This is a genomic window from Halomonas sp. EF61 (assembly GCF_040147045.1).
GTDB lineage: Bacteria > Pseudomonadota > Gammaproteobacteria > Pseudomonadales > Halomonadaceae > Halomonas > Halomonas litopenaei.
In genome coordinates, this window is record NZ_JAMSHM010000001.1 from 1,317,144 (window position 1) to 1,337,968 (window position 20,825).

Annotated in this window: 14 protein-coding genes; 4 read left to right on the forward strand and 10 right to left on the reverse strand. The window is 65.7% G+C overall.

Annotated elements, in window-relative coordinates:
• Positions 1 to 62: 62 nt before the first annotated feature.
• A complete protein-coding gene (locus tag NFI08_RS05720; protein WP_045990974.1) occupies positions 63 to 1,175 on the reverse strand; it encodes a glycosyltransferase family 9 protein in 1,113 nt (370 codons plus the stop codon).
• Between the two features lie 38 nt (positions 1,176 to 1,213).
• Here NFI08_RS05720 and NFI08_RS05725 point away from each other — a divergent pair, with 38 nt between their 5' ends.
• Positions 1,214 to 2,359, forward strand: a complete 1,146-nt coding sequence (locus NFI08_RS05725; protein WP_349587895.1) for a glycosyltransferase family 4 protein — start codon at positions 1,214 to 1,216, stop codon at positions 2,357 to 2,359.
• Positions 2,360 to 2,487: 128 nt separating this feature from the next.
• Here the strand turns inward: NFI08_RS05725 and NFI08_RS05730 are convergent, their stop codons facing one another.
• On the reverse strand, positions 2,488 to 3,210 hold the full coding sequence (locus tag NFI08_RS05730; RefSeq protein ID WP_349587898.1) for a 3-deoxy-D-manno-octulosonic acid kinase: 723 nt from the start codon (positions 3,208 to 3,210) through the stop codon (positions 2,488 to 2,490).
• On the opposite strand from NFI08_RS05730, the gene NFI08_RS05735 reads away from it, so the two are divergent.
• From NFI08_RS05735 to waaA, 3 genes are read left to right on the forward strand one after another with little or no spacing between them, the layout of a single operon-like run.
• Entirely contained in the window at positions 3,209 to 4,318 is a 1,110-nt protein-coding gene (locus NFI08_RS05735; protein WP_349587901.1) for a glycosyltransferase family 9 protein, read from the forward strand. The two genes, NFI08_RS05730 and NFI08_RS05735, sit on opposite strands and share 2 nt — an antisense overlap.
• Positions 4,308 to 5,738 (forward strand): bifunctional D-glycero-beta-D-manno-heptose-7-phosphate kinase/D-glycero-beta-D-manno-heptose 1-phosphate adenylyltransferase HldE, encoded by a 1,431-nt coding sequence (gene hldE, locus NFI08_RS05740; RefSeq protein WP_045990977.1) that lies wholly within the window; start codon positions 4,308 to 4,310, stop codon positions 5,736 to 5,738. Before NFI08_RS05735 ends, hldE begins: the two co-directional genes overlap by 11 nt.
• Positions 5,739 to 5,740: 2 nt before the next feature.
• Positions 5,741 to 7,036 (forward strand): lipid IV(A) 3-deoxy-D-manno-octulosonic acid transferase, encoded by a 1,296-nt coding sequence (gene waaA / locus NFI08_RS05745; RefSeq protein ID WP_349587904.1) that lies wholly within the window; start codon positions 5,741 to 5,743, stop codon positions 7,034 to 7,036.
• A 107-nt stretch (positions 7,037 to 7,143) separates the two neighbouring features.
• On the opposite strand, the gene pelG is transcribed toward waaA, so the two are convergent.
• Genes pelG through NFI08_RS05785 form a run of 8 tightly spaced genes read right to left on the reverse strand, consistent with a single transcriptional unit; the run spans position 7,144 to position 20,544 of the window.
• On the reverse strand, positions 7,144 to 8,520 hold the full coding sequence (pelG, locus tag NFI08_RS05750; protein ID WP_349587907.1) for an exopolysaccharide Pel transporter PelG: 1,377 nt from the start codon (positions 8,518 to 8,520) through the stop codon (positions 7,144 to 7,146).
• A gap of 51 nt (positions 8,521 to 8,571) precedes the next feature.
• Positions 8,572 to 10,149 carry a GT4 family glycosyltransferase PelF gene (gene pelF, locus NFI08_RS05755; RefSeq protein WP_349587910.1) on the reverse strand — a complete coding sequence of 526 codons (1,578 nt, stop codon included), beginning with the start codon at positions 10,147 to 10,149 and terminating at the stop codon, positions 8,572 to 8,574.
• Positions 10,146 to 11,156 carry a tetratricopeptide repeat protein gene (locus tag NFI08_RS05760; RefSeq protein ID WP_349587912.1) on the reverse strand — a complete coding sequence of 337 codons (1,011 nt, stop codon included), beginning with the start codon at positions 11,154 to 11,156 and terminating at the stop codon, positions 10,146 to 10,148. The genes pelF and NFI08_RS05760 overlap by 4 nt, the downstream gene beginning before the upstream one ends.
• Positions 11,143 to 12,555: a PelD GGDEF domain-containing protein gene (locus NFI08_RS05765; RefSeq protein WP_349587915.1), complete on the reverse strand. Its 1,413-nt coding sequence runs from the start codon at positions 12,553 to 12,555 to the stop codon at positions 11,143 to 11,145. The genes NFI08_RS05760 and NFI08_RS05765 overlap by 14 nt, the downstream gene beginning before the upstream one ends.
• Positions 12,556 to 12,562: 7 nt before the next feature.
• Complete coding sequence (locus NFI08_RS05770) at positions 12,563 to 13,090, reverse strand: hypothetical protein (RefSeq protein ID WP_108449602.1); 528 nt, start codon at positions 13,088 to 13,090, stop codon at positions 12,563 to 12,565.
• Positions 13,091 to 13,116: 26 nt separating this feature from the next.
• The gene (locus NFI08_RS05775; protein WP_349587918.1) at positions 13,117 to 16,776 is read right to left on the reverse strand and encodes a tetratricopeptide repeat protein; all 3,660 of its coding nucleotides are present in this window, start codon (positions 16,774 to 16,776) and stop codon (positions 13,117 to 13,119) included.
• On the reverse strand, positions 16,769 to 19,588 hold the full coding sequence (locus NFI08_RS05780; RefSeq protein ID WP_349587921.1) for a bifunctional glycoside hydrolase/polysaccharide deacetylase family protein: 2,820 nt from the start codon (positions 19,586 to 19,588) through the stop codon (positions 16,769 to 16,771). Before NFI08_RS05780 ends, NFI08_RS05775 begins: the two co-directional genes overlap by 8 nt.
• Complete coding sequence (locus NFI08_RS05785; RefSeq protein ID WP_349587924.1) at positions 19,585 to 20,544, reverse strand: NAD-dependent epimerase/dehydratase family protein; 960 nt, start codon at positions 20,542 to 20,544, stop codon at positions 19,585 to 19,587. The genes NFI08_RS05780 and NFI08_RS05785 overlap by 4 nt, the downstream gene beginning before the upstream one ends.
• Positions 20,545 to 20,825 lie beyond the last annotated feature (281 nt).

Genomic DNA, 20,825 nt, shown 5'->3' on the forward strand with positions numbered 1-20,825 from the left:
ATGGGGTGCTGGTGCCAACAACCGATACGCTGTGGCGAGTGGGATGCGCCGATACGCTGTTGCTATGCCGTCGACCGATGGTGGTTGACCTTCCTCAGGCGCGCTGCAGTGGCGGCGGCGGCGGCCTCCAGGTCGATGGCCGACATGTCCTGGTGAGCGGCATCCGTCGGTGGATGAAACGCCAGTCGCCGATCGGCGTCGTTGCAGGTCTGCCAGCGCAGCGGGGTGGCCGAGCGATGGGACGGGTAGAAGCCGACGGTGATCAGGTTGAGACAGCCTGCCACGTGCAGCGGGCCGGTGGAACCCGCGATAAAGGCGTCGCCCGCCGCCAGACTGCGAGCGAAGTCGGCGAGCCCTGCGCAGGCCGGCTGTCGGTAAGCACTTAGCCCAGCCTCGTCCAGCGTCTTGACCAGGGCCTCGGCCACGGCTTCTTCGCCGGGGCCGGCGGTAAGTATCCAGTGGGGCGGACGCTCACCCGACTCGGCCAGGCGCCGATCGATACCCTGTGCAAGCCCGGCGTAAGCCTCGGGAGTCAGGTTGACCGCCGAGCCGCCGCTGCCCGGGTGCAGGAACACCCAAGGGCGCGTGTCGTCGAGTCCCAGCGCCTGGCCCAGCGCGCTACGCTGAGCGTCACGTTGTTGCGGGGCCAGGGGCCAGTAGGGGGGCGCGGGGTGCTGTTGCGACGGCTGTCCTGACGAGAGTCCCAGCGCCTGAATCATGGCCTCGGCCAGTTCCAGGTTGTAGATGTATTCAGGCTTGGCCGAACGGGATCTGCGCTGGGTGACGCGACGGTTGTAGAATAGCTGGGCCCACTTGGTGGCTGGCGCCATGCGCAGGGGGATCCCCGAGCGAAGGCCAAGCCAGCCGATGCGGGTGGTGGAGTAGAGCGTCAGCATCGCCGTGAAACCGCCCTGGCGCAGCGTCGCCAGCAGGGCACGCTGGGCATCCTTCGGCGCCTGTTCACCCGGGTCGATGACGACGTCGTCGATCCACGGACAGAGCCTTGCCATCGGCGCCGTATAGGCGGGTACCAGCACGCTGACATGAGGGGCGGGCTTGGCCTTCTTGAGGGCGGCGAGTGCTGGCCAGGCGAGCATGAAATCGCCAAGCTTGTCGTTGCGTACCACCAGCAGTCGAGGGGCACGAGCGTCGGCCGAGGCCGTCGTTGCTGTCATTTGGGCTCCCGAGCCCCGCTATCGGAAAGGAGACCACCTTGAGTCACAAGGTCATGCACATCTGCCTGTCGGACGGCTGGGGCGGACTGGAAATGTATCCTTCGAGGATTATACCGGAGCTTGCCGCTCAGGGGTGGCAGGTGCATGCCCTGGCACTGGGCGGGTCGCGGGTGGCCAGGAGCCTCGATGATGCCGGGGTGCCGACGCTGACTGCCCGCTCCAGAGGCTCGGCGCTTTTCGGTGTGCGCCGGTGGCTTGAGTACCTGGCCCGTCACGACATCCGCCTGTTGCACTGCCACAAGTCCAGCGACCTGCGCCTGGCAGCTCTGCTGGCGACCTTGCGGCCGCGGCTAAAGGTGGTGTTCACCGACCATATGGGGGTCACCCGGCCGAAGAAGGACCTGTATCACCGCTGGGCCTACGGACGGGTGTCGCGGCTGTTGTCCATCAGCGAGGCGACCCGGCGACGTAACGTCAAGGCCTTCGCCCTGCCGGCCGAGCGTATCCAGCGACTGTACCTGGGGATCGATCCGGCGCCGCTGGCGCCGCGTCTGGACGCCGGCGAGCGGCGCGCCCTGCGCGCAAGCCTCGGGCTGCCGGCGTCGGCCACCACCATCGGGGTGGCGGGGCGACTGACGCCTGGCAAGGGCCAGCGGGTGTTCGTCGAGGCCCTGGCGAGACTGATCGCCGAGCATCCGGCGCTCGATGTCCATGGGGTCATCATCGGTGGACTCAGCGCCGAGGAGGGCAGTCGTGAGGAGTACGTGGCCGAGCTCGAGGCGCTGGTCGCCGAGCAGGGACTGTCGCAGCGCATCACCTTTACCGGCTTTCGGCGTGACCTGGCGCGGTTGTTCGAGGTGCTCGACGTGGTCTGTGTGCCGTCGCGCAACGAGGCCTTCGGCCTGACCGTGATCGAGGCCATGGCCGCCGGCAAGGCGGTGATCGGTTCGCGTAGTGGCGCCATCCCCGAGTTGATCGACGCTCACAGTGGCCGCCTGGCAGACCCCGAATCCGCCTCCGAGTGGGCCGCCGCCATGCTGGAATTGGCGCAAGATGACGAGCTCAGGCGACGTCTGGGTGAAGAGGCGCGACGTCGGGTCAAGCAGCACTTCCTGCTGTCGCAGCATGTGCAGGGGCTGACTCAGGTCTATGACGACGTGCTCGCTGGCCGGCCTGCCGTCTGACGAGCGACACCGCTTGCTCAGAGAAGTGAGTAAGCGGTCGCTATCACTGTAGACGTTGCTGCAAAAGTGTTCTGGAGCCGAGAACCGATTACAGGCCGCTATCGATCAAGGCCGCTATCGATTACAGGCTAGGCGTCGCTATAGCCGCGGCGGATCTCTTCGAGCGCCTGCTGGGCCGACGTCTCGTCGACGCAGAAGCGGACCAGCGAACGTCCCAGTCGCGCCAGATTGCCCTCGCGCCATTTGCCAGGGGCGCGCAGACGACAGCGGTCCAGGTCGATCAGCCAGACCCGGTCGCTGTCGTCGACCAGCAGGTTGCGGGCGTTGAGGTCGACATGGTCGAGGCCATGGTCGTGGAAGCGTCGGATGACCTGGCCCACTTCATGGAGCAGGCCCGGGGCCAGATCACCGCTGCCGAGATGCTCTGCCAACGCTCGGGTGGCCGGCAGGCGCTCGGTAATCAGCGCGGCCTCGTAGCTTGGGCCATGACGAACGACGCCTCCCAGCACCGGCCGTGGCACCGGCAGGCCGGCCTGGTAAAGCCGCGCCGTCAGACGCACTTCGCGAAAGGCGCGACTGCGTTCGAGTCCGGTCCACAGGTAACGGGAGGTCGATAGCCGGGCGACGAGACCGCCGCGGCGGTAGGGTCTCAGCACCCACTGACGATCGCCCACCTCGACAAACAGACTCTGGCCGCGACCCGGCGCCTGTCCGGTCACCAGGCCTGCCTCGCGCCAGTATTCTGGCGCCAGCAGAGCGGGTCCGATTTGTGGCCGCGGTACAGCGTCACATAAACTGGTGGCATCGTATAAAATGCCCACCTTTCCTGACTGATACGTTGCCAACCGCATGAAGCATCCTCTGCCCGCTCGTCCTGCCCGCATCGGCGTGCTGCGTCTCTCTGCCCTGGGAGACGTGTGCAATCTGGTGCCCACGGTTCGAGCCCTGCAGCGCCAATGGCCCGAGGCGCGGATCACCTGGATCGTCGGCAAGGGCGAATACAGTCTACTGACCGGCCTGTCAGGGGTCGAGTTCGTCGTCTACGACAAGTCGACCGGCCTCAAGGGCATGCGGGCGCTGTGGCGCGAGCTGGCCGATACCCGCTTCGACGTGCTGCTGCACATGCAGCAGGCACTCAGAGCCAGCGTGCTGTCGCTGGGACTCAAGGCCAAGGTGCGGGTGGGCTTCGACCCGGCGCGGGCCAAGGACCGCCAGTACTGGTTCACGCATCGTCAGCTGGCCCCGCGTGAGCGGGCCCACGTGCTGGAGTCGTTCATGGACTTCGCGCGCCTGCTGGGAGTCGAGGATACCTCGCTGGAGTGGCGACTGCCGGTGCCGGACAGCGCCTACGCCGAGGCCAGGGAGCTCACCGGCGACAGCGCCTACCTGTTGATCAGTCCATGTGCCAATCCGCGCCTGCGCAACTTTCGCAACTGGTCGGCGGAAGGCTACGCCGCCGTGGTGGAGCACGCCTGGACCCAGTTTGGCCTGAAGACGGTGATGACCGGGGGCGGCAGTACCCAGGAGCGCGAGATGGGCTCGCGCATTCAGTCGCTGTGTCACCCCGAGGCGGTGATCGACGCCATCGGCGCCACCTCGCTCAAGGGACTGCTGGCGCTGATCGATCGCGCCCGGGTGGTGATCGCCCCGGATTCCGGGCCGGTGCACATGGCCAACGCCCTGGCTACCCCGGTGGTGGGCCTGTTTGCCACCACCAACCCCGATCGCGCCGCGCCCTACCTGTGGCGCGACTACGTGGTCAATCGCTACCCTGACGCCGTCCGGGAGTTCCTCCAGGCGGATCCCGACACCATCACCTGGGGCCAGCGGGTCCGCCATCCCGATGCGATGTCGCTGATTCGCGCCGACGACGTGATCGAGCGACTCGATACCCTGCTCGCCGACACCGCCTCGCAACACCGCTCCGACCTCGATAGGGAGTCACCCGATGAAGCTTGATCTGACCGCGCTTGAGCGCTCCCGCGTGCTGGTGGTGGGCGACGTCATGCTGGACCGCTACTGGCACGGCGGCACCTCCCGGATATCGCCGGAGGCCCCGGTGCCGGTGGTGCGCGTGGAAGAGTGCGAGGATCGTCCGGGCGGCGCCGCCAACGTGGCGTTGAACATCGCCTCCCTGGGCGCCCACGCGGCGTTGGCCGGACTGGTCGGTGACGACGACAATGCCGACCGTCTGACCGCGCGCCTGGAGGAGGTGGGGGTGAGCACTCACTTTCACCGTACTCCCGGCATGCCCACGATTACCAAGCTCAGGGTGATGAGCCGTAACCAGCAGTTGATCCGGCTGGATTTCGAGGATGGACTCGACAAGATCGACACCTCGGAGCTGGCGCCCAGGCTGATCGAGGCCACCGACAACTTCGACCTGATCATCCTGTCCGACTACGGCAAGGGCACCCTGGCCAACGTCGAGATGGTGATCCCGGAAATGCGCCGGGCCGGCAAGCGGGTGCTGGTGGACCCCAAGGGCAGCGATTTCCGGCGCTATCGTGGCGCCAGCGTAATCACCCCCAACCTGGCCGAGTTCGAGGCGGTGGTCGGGCCCTGCCCCAGCGACGACATCCTGGCCACCAAGGGCGAGGCGCTGCGCGAGGAGCTCGAGCTCGAGGCGCTGTTGATCACCCGCAGCGAGAAGGGCATGACGCTGATTCGCGAAGGCCATGACCCCTTGCACCTGCCGACCCGGGCCCGTGAGGTCTACGACGTCACCGGCGCCGGCGACACCGTGATCGCGGTGCTCGGCCTGGCGCTGGCCGCCGGCCACGGCTTCGCCGAGGCCATGACCCTGTCCAATCTGGCGGCGGGTCTGGTGGTGGCCAAGCCCGGCACCGCAACGCTGTCCATCGCCGAGCTCTACACCGCGCTGCACGGCGACAAGCTGGCCGAATTCGGCGTCATCGAGGAATCACCGCTGGTGCTGGCGGTGCGCGCCGCCCAGGCCCGTGGCGAGCGGGTGGTGATGACCAACGGCTGCTTCGACATTCTTCATGCCGGCCACGTGGCCTACCTGGAGCACGCCCGCCAGCTCGGTGACCGGCTGATCGTGGCGGTCAACGACGACGCCTCGATCCGTCGGCTCAAGGGCCCCAAGCGGCCGATCAATCCGCTCAATCGCCGCATGCAGGTGCTGGCCGGGCTCGGCGCGGTGGACTGGGTGGTGCCCTTCGCCGAGGATACGCCGGCTCGCTTGATCGAATCGGTGCTGCCGGACGTGCTGGTCAAGGGCGGGGACTACCGGCCCGAGGATATCGCCGGCGGCGAAGCGGTGCGTGACGCCGGGGGCGAGGTCAAGGTGCTCGGCTTCGAGGATGGCGTCTCCACCACCGCCATGATCTCGACCATCCTCGATCGCGAGAGCTGAGGGTGAGCTGGCCACGGCTCGCCTATTCAGGTGCCATCGGGCTGCTGTCGCCGCTGATCTGGCGACGGGTCTGGCGCGAACAGCTGCCGGATCGCGCTCGTGGCGAGCGGATGGGCTGTCTGCGGCCCTTCGCCGACGAGCGTCCGCGGCTATGGCTGCACTGCGCCTCGGTGGGCGAGGTGGTGGCGGCACGCCCGCTGATACGCGCCCTGCGCCTGCGCCATCCTGATCACCGACTGGTGGTCAGCACCATGACCGCCACCGGTGCCGAACGAGTGCTCTCGCTGGTGGACGACGTTCCCGAGGCGGAGGCGGCCGCTCCCCTGAGCCATGTCTTCGTGGCGCTCGACTTTCCCGGCGCCGCGCGCCGCTTTGTCCAGCGTCTGGCCCCTCGCCAGGCGATCTTCTTCGAGACCGAGCTGTGGCCGAACCTGCTGAGAGCCTGCGCCAGGCGGGGTATCCCGGTGGCGGTGGTCAATGGCCGCCTGTCGCCCCGTGCCTTTCGTGGCTATCGGCGCCTGCGCCCGCTGATGGCCGAGTCGCTGGCCTGTGTCGACTGGCTGGCGGCCAAGTCCGGTGAGGATGCCGAGCGTTTCGTCGAACTGGGCATGGCGTCCGACCACATCCAGGTCGTCGGATCGATGAAGTTCGACATGGCCCTTGATGATGCATCCCTGAGGGTGAGTGAGCGCTTGCACGCAGCCATCGGCCATCGCCCGATCTGGGTCGCCGGGTCCACCCATCCCGGTGAGGATGAGCTGCTGCTCGGGGTCCAGCGACGCCTACAGGCGCGCTTTCCCGATATCCTGCTGGTGCTGGTGCCGCGCCATCCGCAGCGCTTCGAGGAGGTCGCCAGGCTGTGCCAGGAGGCCGGCTTCGAGACCGTCAGGCGCTCCCGGGGGCGCGTCCCCAGCGCCAGGGCAGAGATCTATCTTGGCGACAGCATGGGGGAGCTGCAGGCGCTCTACGGCACTGCGGACCTGGCCTTCGTCGGCGGCAGTCTGGTGCCCATCGGCGGCCACAATCTGCTCGAACCCGCGCTGATGGGTGTGCCGGTGGTGACCGGCCCGCATCTCGACAATTTCGAGGACGTGGCCCAGCTGCTGAGAGACGCCGGCGCGCTAGTCGAGATCGCCGACGCCGACGAGCTGGTCGAGCGTGTCGCCGCGCTGCTCGAGGATGCAGAACAGCGCAAGCGGCTGAGCGAGGCCGGGCAAGGTGTCATCGACACCCACCGGGGTGCGCTGGAGGCCACCCTCGCTGGCCTGGATCGGCTGCTGGCGTCCTCTCGCGGTTGACCTGGCCCCTCGCCTTCCTCTCTTCCTTTCTGGCCGTTTCCGTGGGCTCTCGGGTGTTTGCGAGCACTCACTTTTTCAGTGTTTGTCGACCGACCGGATACCCGGTTTCAGCGCCGACGCATAAAGGTATGGAAGGTCAGACGCTGGAATTCCCGGTCCAGGCGCAACAGGCCGATGACGGCGACCAGCAGCAGGGACAGGGCATAGCCGTAGCCGTAGTAGTCGGGCCCCAGGTGCTGGGTGATCAGGGTAAAGCCCAGATTGCTGGCGCAGAAGGCGACGCATAGCCACAGGGCTGGTGTCAGCCGGTCGAGATAGAACAGTACGTTGAGAATCGCCAGGAACAGCACCTGAATGGCGACCGCGACCAGCAGCAGGTTGAAGATGGGCAGGTTCCAGTCCGAGAAACCGAGCGCCTCGAGCAGGTGCGGACCCGCCAGCAGCAGGGCCGCCACGGTGACGCCCTGAACCTTGATGATGTCATATATGCCGCGTCGCACGCTGATCACCATGGCCCGGCGCCAGGACTCTATTTCTTCCAGCGAGCGGCCGCTGCGAATGGCCTGGTCGTAGTGCTGGCTGTTCAGCGCAAAGTCTGTCTCGATGCGCATCAGGAAGATCGCCATGCCGGGCACGATGGACAGATAGGCCAGGAACAGCGGCAGGTCGTACAGCGGGGCCGCGCGCAGGGGGGGGATCATCGGCACCGAGGTGGCGGGGTGGAACCAGAACGCCAGCTTGTCGATCCATACGCCCAGGTTGTAGAACAGCCCGATCGCCACCAGCTTTGGTTGCCACTGACCGTGGATCAGCAAGGTCAGCGACCAGGGCCGCTGGCTGGGGTAGTGGCGGGTTACCATGGCCAGCAGCACGAACAGCAGCAATGCCTGTCCGATGACGAAGGCACCGAGTAGACCGGTGATGCCAAGGCCTTGCCAGCATAGGCCGAGGCCGAGCGTGGTCGCATAGCCGAGGGCGAAGGCCGCCAGCACCTGCCGGTAGTGCTTGACCCCGGCGACAAAGACGGCCACGCACCATAGGTTGCACAGCAGCACGAAGCCCATGACCATCAGTACGCGATAGGCCAGCGGGCTGGCATCGGCCAGGGTCGAGGCGATGGTGATCGCAGCCAGCAGCGAGGCGACGGTGGTCAGGGTCAGCACCGCCTTGAGGCTGGGCAGCACCTCGTCGTCACGGCCTTCGTATAGCCGGTCTGCGGTAAAGCGAGTGAAGGTCAGTTGCAGTGGCCCGGTAAAGATCAGCGAGCCGGCCACCAGCCAGGTCACCGAGACCAGAAAATCGGTGATATACACCGGGGAGTCGCCCTGGCCCGCGGCCGCCAGGATGCCCAGCGTCATCACCGCCAGAATCGATATCACCCAGGGGCCTGAGCCGATCAGGGCGGCGTAGCCGTAGGCGCGCAACAGACCAAGATAGCTGTCCTGCCTGAGCAGCCGCCGCAATTCGAAACCGATACCCGCCATGATTACCCCTCAATTGAAAGTCGTGCCGCTGTCCTGGCCACCCGGTAGCGCTCAAGCGTCAATGTTTTGCCCATGTCGCGCTGTTGCGCAGGCCGGCTCCTCGCTGTCGGCCATGGCATCCTGCATGGCCACCTGGTAGCGCTCGGCGTAGCGCTCGAGCATCAGTTTTTCCGTGTAGTGCTGTTCGACCCTTTCGATACCCACCTCCCGCGCCGCCTGCCAGGCAGCCGGATCCTTCAGCAGCGCAGCCGCCGCTGCCGCGGTGGCCTGTGGGTTGGCGATCGGTACCACCTGGCCTGCGGCCTGTTCGGGGGATCCATCTCCCAGCACCATTTCGCGACAGGCGCCGACGTCGGTAGTCACCACGGGGACTCCGGCGGCGAGGGCCTCCAGTACCACCAGCGGCTGCGCTTCGCTAATTGAGGTCAGCACCACCAGGCGTGCCTGGGCGAGGATGTCTTCGGTCTTCTGGAAACCGAGAAACCGCAGGTTTTCGCCGAGCTTGAGCTGTTCGGCAAGGTCGCGGCATTCCTGGGCGTACAGCGGGTCCTCATCGTCCGGACCCACCACCCAGGCCTCCAGCTCCGGCAATTGGAGCTGGAGCTGGCGGGTGGCCCGCAGGAAGGTCTTGATGTCCTTGATTGGTGTCACCCGCCCGAGCAGCACCATCACCGGTCGGATATTGGCCTGGGTGGCCTCTCGCAGCGGGCGAAAGCGTTCGATGCGAATGCCGTTGGGGATCACTCGGGAGCGGGTTGCCGGTGCACCGTCGTTGAGCTGTCGGCGACGATTGCCGTCGTACAGGGTGGTGATATCGCTGGCGGCCTGATAGGTCATGCGCCCCAGACTGTGGAAGAAGCGGATCCACAGGCGTCTCAGGTAACCACTCTCGGCCTTGAGACCATGGCTCAACGGATCTGCCGGGGCATGAATCCAGTCTGCCTCCAGCAGGTCGATGTGGCGTTCCTTGGTGTAGATGCCGTGCTCGGTAACCATCAGTGGTGTGCCCGTCTGGTGGCGTGCCAGGGCGCCGAGAAAACCCGCATAGCCGGTAGAGATGGCGTGCAGGCAGCGACCGCGGGGGAGGCGGTTGGCCAGGTCGGCCAGCATGAACAAGGGCGAGTGCATGTTGCGTACTGACCAGAAGTAGTCGAGGAAGGACGTCTCGTCGTAGCAGGAGGTGTAGCGTTCGACGATCTCGTCCCAGGCCAGCTGACTTTCCTCGAAGTCGTTGCGGCTCAGTCCCGACCCTTGTCCCACCAGGGCGGCGACCTCTGCCAGGGCCTCGTCGATATCCAGGCCGCGCTGGCCGAGTCGGTCGTGCAGCGCACGGGAGCGTTCGAAGGCTCTCGGGCAGCCGCCGGGGCGGCGGCCCGATCGTGTGAGCGTCGAGCCCATCAGATAGTGGCACTCGAGATGCACCACATTTTCGGCCAGCTCATACTTCAGACCGTCGTAGTCCTCGGGGCGGCTGCCGAGAAACACCACGGCAAAGCGATACCGTGGCAGGCCACGGATCAACTGGTCGAGCCAGCCCGCCACGCCACCCCGTACCATGGGATAGGTCCCTTCGAGCAGCAACACCACGTCGGCGGGATCGTCGGTAGCGGAAAGTCGAGGGAAGGTCATTGCCAGAACTCCCGAAGTGATTGCAGGCGCGGCGGAACATGACGATGGTCGTCGAGTGTTGTCAGCGCTTCACGCAAGCCGACAGTGTTGCGTTCCAGATAGGCAAGCTCTGCCGACAACGTGGTCATGGACAGGGTGGGCATGCCCTGTTTGGCGGCCTTGCCGAGGTCGATGCGCGCCTGCTGCGGACGTCTCTGGAGCAGTCCCAGCCTGGCGCGTTGGCGCCACCGTTCGGGGCTGGGGGCGCGGTCGATGGCATGGTCGAGGCTGTCCAGTGCCTGCTTGAGCATCAGTTCGCAGGCGCTTCCCTGGGCGAGCTCCAGATAGGCGTACTCGGCGTACAGGCAGGCCAATGCCTCATGGGCTCGGCCCGTAGTGTCCCCCTCTTTGTCGATGACCTGGTGCAGGTGCGCAATCCGCTGTTCGAGCTGGCTTTCGAGGCGGTTGAGCATCGAGTAGCCGAGCAGTCGAATATCGTCGGCATCGTCGGCCAGACCTCGCCGCATCAGCGAGATGGCGGTGCGCATGGGCAGGTGCTGGCTCTGTAGCAGGGCCTCCTGGCGCAGGTGGCTGTCCCGACTCTGCGCCAGTACGCTGGCGAGTCCTTCTCGCAGCGCCTGGCCGCTTTCGTCCGGTGGTGTTACCGGGCTGTCGGGCAGTGGTGGCATGGGGTGCCGGCGCCACGCTGGCTGACGGTCGTCCTGCCGAGGCAGCAGTACGATAACCGACGTCAGCAGCAGGCCTAGCCCTCCCACCACCGGTAGTGCGGCTGTGGTTGTGGTGAAATAGCGCCAGTCACCGGGTTGGCCCAGGCGGCGAAGGCCGAAAGACAATGCCAGGGCGCCGCCGCAGTGCAACAGGAACCCCTGCGCGATGGGCGATCCGATCAGTCCTTCGGGCAGTGTCGCCGCGACACTTCCCGGAGCCAGCCAGAGGGACAGCGCCAATGCCTGGGCGCTCAGACCAATCAGGGTGGCCATGGTCGGCAACGGTCTAGGCCACGGCATGCGGGGTACCTCGTGGCCACAGCGCGTCGAGCAGGTCGCTGCTGGAGCGGGAGCCATCGATGGACCAGCTCTTCCAGTTCAACGGGTCCACCATCGTGGCGTCATCGAGATACGCCTTGAGCACGGCTGACAGTCGTTGTTGCAGTGCGCGTCCAGCCTCTGGACCCGCCAAAGGCATCAGGATCAGCAGTCGATGGTGCCCGTCGGGCAGAGCCAGCGGCCAGGCCTCGTCGATGCTACGGCGACGGCCATCGAAGTGCTGCACGATCTCGGGCAGGCGTGGGGCCAGCGTGGGGGGCAGGTCGAGTGCGACAATCAATGAGGGCAGGCGCTGATGACGGGCGTGCCTGATCCACTGTTCCAGGCTGCGGGCCAGGCTGGGGGCGGGCAGGCAGCGGCGAGCGATCATCTCGCCGAGACTTGCGCCGATGATCGCCAGTAGCTGCATCTGGCCTTCATCCATATCGATGAAAGGCAGGTCCAGGACCAGTAACAGGGCATGAATACGCTCATCCAGGTCGATCAGCGGGATCACCGCCACCGGCGCATCCAAGGAAGCGGTGACGACATCACGCAGGGAAACGAGCTGACCACGCTCGAGACACGCCTGGATCATCGGATGCTCCAGGTCCAGCTCCCCGGGACTGCCCAGCCAGGCCAGAGGTGTCGACGACGGCTTGCCGTCGGCCACTTGAATCAGCGCAGCGCGCTGCACCCGACTATGCAGGGCGATAAAGGTCACAAGCTCGCTGGCGATCTGCTGCAGCCCTTGATCCTCGGCAGCCGCAGATGGTGTGCCAGAGCCTTCGGCGAAGTCGCGTTCCAGTTGAATCAGGGTGTCACGTAGCGTGAAGGGGGCCGCAGCCAGCCGCTCGGTCAACTGGTCATGGGAGACGCGCAGCACGTGGTAGTGACGCAGAAACGCCCTGTGACGATGGAGCTGTAGCCGACACAGGGTGTGCATTTGATCGAGACGGCGGCGCAGGCGCGAGCACATCTCGCCACTGACCAGCCCGACCAGCGCCAGCCCGAAGGCGGTGACCAGTGGCGGTGCCCCCGCGAATGCCAGGGCGCCTGGTGGCTGGGTGGACAGCAGTGTCGGCCCCCAGAAGGCCGTTGCGCTGCCGACGACGGCAGCCAGAGTGCCGTAGCCGCTGCCGTAGCGCAGCCCACACAACAGAGGCGCTACCAGCAGCCACCAGGGCACTCCTGGCGACAGCATCGGCGTTGCCTTCATCATCAGCAGCTGCCCCAGGGCGGCGAAGATCACCGTCATCAACAGCGTCTCGATCATGCGCCGAAGGTGGCCCGGCGGTCTGACATAAAGATCATCGAGGCCGCTCACCGGAGTGCCGTCGATGGGTGTCAGTGGTTCGTGGTCGATCAAAGGCGTGCTCATGAGTCGCTCACCTGGCCAGGGGCAGGGCGTCGACCAGCTCGGCCAGCAGGTCGCTGGAAATACCGCTCAAGGTGGTGAACCCCCAGCCACCGCGGCTGCCACTGGCACTCCATAGAAGCTCCCCCGTATTGGCGTCGCGCACCTGGAGGCTGATGCCCACGGCGGGTTCGCCGTCCAGCCCTGTCTTGTAGTGCCATTCGTCGATGGCACCGGTGACCACATAGGCCAGCTCCTGCTGCTGGGCCCAGCCGAGCGCTGCCTGGCGGTCGGCGCCATTGTCCAGCGCCAGGGGATTGACCGGGCCGCTGTGAGGCACTTCTCGTAGAGGCATGACGCCGTGGCGGTGCAGCAGGGTCAGCAGGGTGCCCTGGGCCCGCTCGCCGGCCAGGGGCGTCTCCGAGTGGTTGGACAGCGGTGCCAGTGCCCAGCCGGCGCTGGCATTCAGAGGCGTCGTCGTCTGTACGTGGGTGGTGGAAGCGCAGGCGGACAAGGTCAGCGTGAGCACGAGAGGGAACAGCCAGGAACGCATCGTCATGGAAAACTCCTTGGTAAACTGGGCGCTCAAGGCCCGAAAAAGTACTGGTAGTTCAGGGAGGCATTCAGCCGGGTGCTTTCATCGGCACCGGTCCCGTGGTCGAACCCGGCCTCCAGGGACAGTTCGTCACTTCCGAACACCCGTGTACCGACCATCAGCGAGGCACTGCCCGCCAGCTCGCCGCCGGGCCAGCGATGGCCGCCGGACAGGTCCAGTTGCCAGCGCGGGGAGGCTACCTGGGGGTAGGGAGCGCCAGGGGCGCCACGAGACAGGCTGAGACCGAGCCCGAGCACACTGGCGTCATCGTTGAACAGGGCGTCGGAATCGACGCCTGCAGCAAGGCGGTCGGCAAGCACACCTGGCAGGCGACCATCGGGGTCCTGGCTCTCGTGGGTGGCGAAGAGACGCACGCCGAGGCGCCGAGTCTCTCCCTGGAGCAGCGCGTGTTCCCAGCTGGACTCGAAGTAGCGGCCACTACCCAGTCCACTTTCATCGAAACGCTCGTGATAGCGGGTATGGCGAGCATCCAGGCTGAGTCTGTCACGCCGCGTTGGCGTCCAGTCCAGGCCGATGCCCAGCCGGTCTTCGGTGGCCAGCAGGCGAAGCCTGTCGTTGGCCGTGGATGGCTGTTGCCAATCGGCCTTGAAGCGTGTGCTGAGGTGGCTGGAGAGGTTGTAGCGATGGCTGAGCTGGGCCTCTAGATGGTTTTCGGCGTCGCTGTCACGGCTACCCACGGAGAGTCGGGTGCTGGAGCGAATTCCGCGATGGGTCGCGCTCACGGACACCAGCCGCTCCTCGTCCAGGTCGTGGCCGGACAGGGGGAGCGAGACATCATCCTCGTCCAGGGAAATCCGGCCGATGGCGAGCTCTGCGCCCCAGCGTTCACCGGTGAGCTCGAAGGCAGCCTGGGTGTGCTCCAGGCCCAGTTCGCCGATTTCCTGGTAGCGATGGCCGATACCGGCGCGTTGCGGCACCTTGCTCGCCAGACTGACGATTTCCCCGCTCCGATCGGCGCCGCGATGATGCGAGAGCAGGGCGTGCTGCATGGCATCCCCACGCCGCTCCAGGGCCATGGCGCCGGCCAGTCGATCACTGGGTGCCAGGGGCAGGTCGGGGTCGTCCAGCATCTGGCCAATGGTGGCATGGTCCAGTTGGGCGATGGCGACGTTCAGACGATGATAGCTGGGAGTCGGCAGGCCCAGGTGGTGCCGCTGCAGCCACAGATAGCGGTAGCGCGCCTGCCACCCCAGCAGCGCCAGCAGATCAAGAGTGCGGACGCCGTTGGTGGTGGCGTCTGTATCCAGCAAGGGCAGATGAGTCGCCAGCGCCTGATACCAGTCAGCGGCGGGCTCGGTACCGATCTGCGGTGCCGACCAGATCAGCCCTTCCAGCTGTCGACCCAGGATCGCGGTGTCCAGGCGGTGCGCCGGTTCCAGCTGGCTGGCAAGACGAGGCGCCAGCAAGGTCACCGCTCGCCTGCGTAGTCCAAGCGCGACCCCAGGATGTCCGGACTGGTCGAAGGTATCGGCGATTTCCATCAATACCTCGGCCCCGGGAGCCGGGCCTTCAGCGCTGCGGCGATACCACAGCCGTGCTCGGCGGGTGTCGCCGATGGACTGGTAGCCGCCGGCCACTGCAAGAGTCAGTTGCTGGCTGGTCGATGCCAGGGGGGCCGCCTCGGCCAGACGCTGTGGCAGTTCTCGGTGCTGGAGCATGGTCAGGGCATAGATTTCGCCGGCCCTCAGACTGGGATCGGCCGGTGCCAGGCGCAGCCCTTTGCGAATCGCCGTCAATGCATCCCGGGGATTGAGGTTTTTCAGTTCGCTGTCGGCGACCAGGCCCCAATAGGCGGGGGAGTCGGCGAAAGGCTCGGGGTCCTGGCGAGCGAGCGTCAGCAAGCGGCGCGCGATGTCGGGGCGTCGCTGTTCTTGTGCGGTATGAAAGCCCGCCAGGATGGCGTCGGTATCCTTGAAACGCTGCCAGCGCTGTATGGCCAGGGTTTCCACCAGCACGGCGTCGCCGTCGATGACGGCAGCGTGGAGCAGACGCAGGCTTTCCTGACGGCTCAGCGGTTGCCGGGTGGCCAGTTGCTGGTAGGACTCGATCACTTCCTTGGCGTGGCCTGCTGACCAACCCAGTTCGGCGCGTTGCTGCCAGGTGCTGGGGCTATCGGCAGGCAGCACCGCGAGGGCGTCGGACAGTTGCCACTGGCGCCGCAGCAGCCGGCCTTGCTGGCGTGCCGCCTCATCGTGATCGAAGGAGGAGGCCTGACGCAGCGCCGCCCACTGGGCCTCGGCGTCGGCCAGTGCTCCGGTCTGCTCCAGCAGGGTGGCCAGGCGTACCTTGAGCAGAAGAGAGAGGCGTTCCTGGCGGTCCCAGCGGCGCAGGTGGGCAATGGCCGCGTCGGGGTCGCCGAGATCGTTGAGCACATCGACGAACTGGCCTCGCTCCACGGCGGTCAGCTCGTCCCTTGCGTTCAGGCGCTCGAGGGCGGCGCGGGCCCGAACACGGTCGTAGCCGGCCAGGGCCATGGCCACCAGCTGGCGATCTGCCGCTGCATCCGGATGTGACGTCGCCAGGGCTTCCAGGGTTGCCACAGCGCCGGGCGTATCGCCTGACCAGCGTTGGGCATTGGCCAACTGATGGGCGTAGGCGGCCGGATCGGCGGCGTTCAGTCGCTGTAGCGGCGCTACCGCCAGTTCTGGCTTGCCTGCCGCCAGGGCAACCGCCGCCAGTCGTTCGAGGCGCTCGGGATCGTCTTTATCCAGCGCCTGCAATCGGGTGGCCCAGGCGAGTGCCTGGTCCACGTCATTGACGGCCAGCGCCAGGCGAATGGCCAGGTCAAGCAGTTCCGCGTCGTTGGGATAGACGTCCAGATACTGGCGTGCGTAGTTCATGCCCTGCTGACTGTCGCTCTGGAATGCCGCCTCCAGGGATTGCCTGGCGACTTGCCGGTCAGGGCTTTCGATCTGGTCCGCGGCCTGGGCCGGCGGGATGACAAGGTCGAGCCAGCCAAGCACAGAGGCACGCATATCTCGCGCCAGCCAGGCCCGGTGCCAGGCGGATGAGGCGCGTATCGGTGAACCCGCCTGCATCCAGCTGCGTCCGGCTTCCCTTAGCCAGTGAAAGCGTCGATCCTGATCGCGCTGGGCCAGCGCCTCGAAGCATTCTGCGGCTTCCCAGGGGTGTTCGAGGGACAGCCAGCGATGTGCCATCAGCGTCAACCGTTCGATCGACAGGCGCGGATCGGTCTCACCCGGGCCATCGATGCCGGCCCAGGCATGGATGTCGTAGAAGCGTTCGACCAGCTGACGGCGCAAGTTCGCGTCATGGGGGTCGCCCGGTTCCAGGGCATTGATGGCCTGCCAACGCTGTTCCAGCAACCACCACTGGACCTCGGGATCGGTATCGCCCTCGAGGGGGGCCAGAGTCTCGCCGGCGGCGCCGGGTTGCTGCGCCTCGAGCTGAAGCCGGGCCAGAGCCAGGCGAAGGTCCCGACGCTGAGGGTCCGCATCCAGGCGTGCCTTGGCCAGCAACAAGGCAGCGTGGCGATCGTTTTCGGCATTCATGCTGGCCTGGGACAGCAGGTGTCGCGCTGGCTGGAAACCGATCAGCACCAGCACCAGCCCAAGCACCAGTAACCTGAACGCCCAGGGCGGCAGCAGCGCCTCGCGCGACTTATCCACAGGACACCTCGATGGTGGCGGGCCCGGGGGCCGAGTAATCGAGCACGAGGCTGTCGCCATGGCGACGCTGGCGAGCACCGGGTGCCTTCACGTGACACTGACCGAGCCCGGTCAGCTCGGCTTCAAGGGCGACCTGTTCGGCTTCCAGGGTCAGCGAGAAGCCGCCATCCGTGGCCCTGTGCCAGGCCGTCGTTCGCCCATTGGCACGACGCAGGCGGGGCAGTCGGGGGGATGCTTGACCAAGCCAGAGGATCTGGCGCTGTTGCCCGTCCAGCGACAGGTAGCGCCCCTGCTCGATGTCGGTGACGCTGACGACCCCGGTGGAGCGCCCCAGGTCAGGCCAGCCAAGGGACGCGGGCAAGCGCAGGGTGCGCAGGCTCGAGCCGCCGGTAATCTGCCAGGCGCCGTCCAGTCGGCGGGCGACGCCCAGGTCGTACCAGTGGGTGGCGATGTCGCTGTAGGTGCTGGCGTAGAGCGGCAGGGTGTCCATCTCCTGTACGGCGTCGTAGACCTCTTCCAGGGCGCGCAGCGAAGCGGGGTACGCCGCGCTGTAGAAGTGGTAGTAGATATTGATGGGTTTCAGCCGCCGCGGCAGGTCGGTCAGTTCGAAGGTCTCGAGTACCCGCCGGTACCCCCACTTGGGCGTGGTCATGTGATCGGTGTAGACGTTTTCGTTGATCTCGGGCGCAAGCACCTGCAGGTAGCGTCCGATGGGTCTGAGCATCGGCGATACCTGGGTCAGAGAGGGGTTGTCGCGAGTGATATGGGTGTTGCCGCCGTTGAGGTTGGCCAGTCCCAGGCGTTCGCTGATCGCCAGGGCCTTCTCGGGCGGCACGGCGTCGCCACTCCACAGGATCGTCGTGACCTTCTTGCCCGGGGGGGCGAGATCACGATTGATATAGGCGGTGGAGCCTGCGACTTCACGCTCCAGCGAGAAGTGATAGCCGTCCAGCGGCATATTGAAGGGAAAGCCCGCCGGCGTTCGGCCTTGGCCGGCAAGTTCGCCTTCCTTGAGATCGAGCCAGTCGAAGGGGTGGCTGTAGGTATGGCTGGCGATCTCGACCCAGGGCAGGGCAAAGATTTCCCGCGCCAGGGGCTCCAGTTGCGTTCTCAGTTCCGGATGGGTGCCGCCTTCGCCGAATTCGCCCTCGATGATGGAGACCGTGGTGGGCACTTGGTAGCGCTTGAGGATCCGGTCGAGCATCACTTCTCCGGTGAAGGGAGCCCCAGGCCATTCACCGCGGCTGATAAAGGCATCACCGTCGATATGGGTAAGCCACAGGCGTGAGCCGTTCTCCGTGGTGGCATCGGGGATCGGGAAATCCTCCATGCCGAGGCTCTTGGCAATGAAGGCAAAGGGATCGAGGATCCAGCGTTGCTGGCTATCGCTTGCCTCCTGAAACAGCCAGGGGCTCAGCGCCACCCCGCCCCATGGCCCTGTGACCACCGGTGACAGTTCGATACCGTTGCGGTCGGCCAGGATCAGGTGGGCGGTGTTGGTATCGGTCAGCAGACGATAGCCGGCGGGATAGATGCCTGGCCCTTCCGGCATGCCCTCGAAGCCGACCAGCGTATCGTGGTGGTGAATCGTCAGACTGGTGGCATCGATCCTTTCGACGTTGATGATGCCGAGTTGCTGCCCCAGTCCCTGAGAGAAGTCGATCCCTTGATCGCCCATCAGGATCAGCCGAGCGCCCGACGAGACCTGGGAGGACAGCCAGGAGGAAAAGACGGTCGTGTCGCGCTCTGGCGGGGAGGGAAACCAGCTCAGGATGGCGGCGTAGCGACCATGCATGGTACCGGGGGGAGGAGGGGTGCCGATGTCTCGATACTCTGCCGAGTAGCCGAGGTAGTCGAGGATGGGCGTCAGGTAACGAAAGGCATCCAGGTTGCTGATGTCGCCATTTTCGGCAGTATCGGCGTCATAGAAGATCAGGATCCTTCTGGGGATCGGCTCGATCAGGCCGACGCCGATCTGGTCGAGACCGGGCGTCGTGACCCACGGAATCACGCCGGCATCGAGGATGCGCCGAGCGGTCTGACGCGCCAGTGCTCGGTCCTCAGCGGGGACATAGTCGATGGCAATCGCCGGAAGACCATAACCACGAACACGCTCGAACTGCTGCTGAAGCCACTGCTGACGGGAGGGTGTGACGCCACCGTAGACGCCGGTGGCAGGTGTCCATTCGCGGAACAGGGACTCGGCGGCGACACCGGCGATCTTGTCATGGACCTGGTCGAGCACCTCGAAGCCCCGGTTGAGCAGCAGTTTGAGGTGCGGATGACGTCGATGGATCTCGTCGATCAGTGATACCAGTGCCAGTTGCTGAGCCTGGGCGGCTGGGCCATCCGGCGCAAACCGCCGGTAGCTGTCCAGGGTATCCAGGAAAAGACCATCGTAGCCGGCATCGATCAGCACCTCGACACGCTGGTCCAGGAGATGGTTACGCCAGCCCTCGTTGCTCAGGTCGGCGATACGGGTGTCCCAGTCGGGGTTCTTCCCGACCAGCGCCGCCTGGGGGGCCTGGGTGCCCGTGGGCCAGCCGGCGTCCCACTCGCCCACACTCAGGTAGGCGAAGACCTCGGCGCCACGTGCCGCCAGACCTCGGCGTTCGCGTTCGGTGACAGCGTCGGCGTCCACCACCACCCAATCGAACTGGTCGAGCAGTTCCACGGGTGGACTGGCTTCGTAGTAGAAGGCGACGCTGGGCTGGGTGTCTGCCTGGGCGGCCAGCCCCAGCAATGACGTGACCAGAGCCGCCACCCAGGTACAGGCATGGCGGAATCCAGCCGAAGTTCGGGTACCGCTCATGCCATCTGGCCCTCCTGAGGCCCCTGTGCAGTCAAGCGTGCGTCGTGCTCGATCAAGGCCTTCAGGCCGTCTTCCAGCGAGCGCGGCTCCGTAAGGCCGAACCATTTATGCAGACGAGCGGTGGCGCCCAGGGAATGGCGAATATCCTCGCTGCGAGGGGGGGCAAAGCGGGGAACCTGCTGGCTTTCCAGCAGTGTGTTCAGAGCCGCAATCAGCTCCAGAAGTGACGAGGCCTTGCCTGAAGCAAGGTTGCAGACCCCCTGGTGATCGCTGAACAGCGCGCGGGCATTCATTCGCGCGACGTCTGCCACGAAGACGAAATCGCGGGTCTGGCCGCCATCGCCAAAGACCGTGGGGGCGTGGTTGTGACGCAGGGCATCGACGAACAGCGCGATGACACCGGCGTAGGGAGACTGGGGGTCCTGGCGCGGACCATAGACGTTGAAGTAGCGAAAACCTAACGATGAGAGTCCGTGGAGCTGGTGTTGGAGACTGGCGTAGCGCTCGTTGATCCACTTTTCGAGGCCGTAAGGGGACAGCGGACGGAGTCTTGCTCCCTCGTTCAGCGGCAGGGATTCGGGGGTGCCATAGACCGCCGCAGACGAGGCGTAGACCACCCGTGACAGCCCATGCAGGCAGGCAGCGTGGAGCACTTGTAGCGTCCCCATGACATTGTGCTGAGCCGACTCGTCGGGGTGGCTGACGGACCGTGCCACTGACACCTGAGCGGCGAGGTGCAGACAGCGCTCGACGCCATCCATGGCACGCTCCACATCGGCCCGGTTGCGTACATCACCGGTTACTATCTCGAGGCGGGGATGCTCCGGCAGATTGTGCCGCTTGCCACTGGAAAAGTTGTCCAGGACACGCACATGGTGTCCTTCCGATAGCAACTGGTCGACGCTGTGGGAGCCAATAAAACCTGCTCCACCGGTGACAAGGATGGTCGCTGACATTGCCTGGTTCCCCCAGATGGTCTTCGAAGGTGGCGTTCGGGGACGGTCTGGACGAAGTAGAATGTTGCTTGTCGTATGCCGTTAACGAAGCGGTCACTGTCAGGCTCGATACGCTTCGTCAAATTTCCCGGACCCATGTGAAGCACCATATTTGTCGCCGTGAAAGCGACACAATGCCCGAAGGTACATGATGGCTAGATAAGCAAAAAAGGATTTAAAGTGCTTCATTATAACAAGAGTTTAAAATAACTGTTGTATAAATTTTTGTTGTTTTTATTGTC

Excerpts from the sequence above, each read along its gene's own strand:
- hldE (WP_045990977.1), top strand. The coding sequence starts at position 4,308 with ATGAAGCTTGATCTGACCGCGCTTGAGCGCTCCCGCGTGCTGGTGGTG.
- NFI08_RS05770 (WP_108449602.1), bottom strand. The coding sequence starts at position 13,090 with ATGACGATGCGTTCCTGGCTGTTCCCTCTCGTGCTCACGCTGACCTTG.
- NFI08_RS05765 (WP_349587915.1), bottom strand. The coding sequence starts at position 12,555 with ATGAGCACGCCTTTGATCGACCACGAACCACTGACACCCATCGACGGC.
- NFI08_RS05720 (WP_045990974.1), bottom strand. The coding sequence starts at position 1,175 with ATGACAGCAACGACGGCCTCGGCCGACGCTCGTGCCCCTCGACTGCTG.
- NFI08_RS05730 (WP_349587898.1), bottom strand. The coding sequence starts at position 3,210 with ATGCGGTTGGCAACGTATCAGTCAGGAAAGGTGGGCATTTTATACGAT.
- pelG (WP_349587907.1), bottom strand. The coding sequence starts at position 8,520 with ATGGCGGGTATCGGTTTCGAATTGCGGCGGCTGCTCAGGCAGGACAGC.
- NFI08_RS05735 (WP_349587901.1), top strand. The coding sequence starts at position 3,209 with ATGAAGCATCCTCTGCCCGCTCGTCCTGCCCGCATCGGCGTGCTGCGT.
- NFI08_RS05780 (WP_349587921.1), bottom strand. The coding sequence starts at position 19,588 with ATGAGCGGTACCCGAACTTCGGCTGGATTCCGCCATGCCTGTACCTGG.
- NFI08_RS05760 (WP_349587912.1), bottom strand. The coding sequence starts at position 11,156 with ATGCCGTGGCCTAGACCGTTGCCGACCATGGCCACCCTGATTGGTCTG.
- pelF (WP_349587910.1), bottom strand. The coding sequence starts at position 10,149 with ATGACCTTCCCTCGACTTTCCGCTACCGACGATCCCGCCGACGTGGTG.
- NFI08_RS05785 (WP_349587924.1), bottom strand. The coding sequence starts at position 20,544 with ATGTCAGCGACCATCCTTGTCACCGGTGGAGCAGGTTTTATTGGCTCC.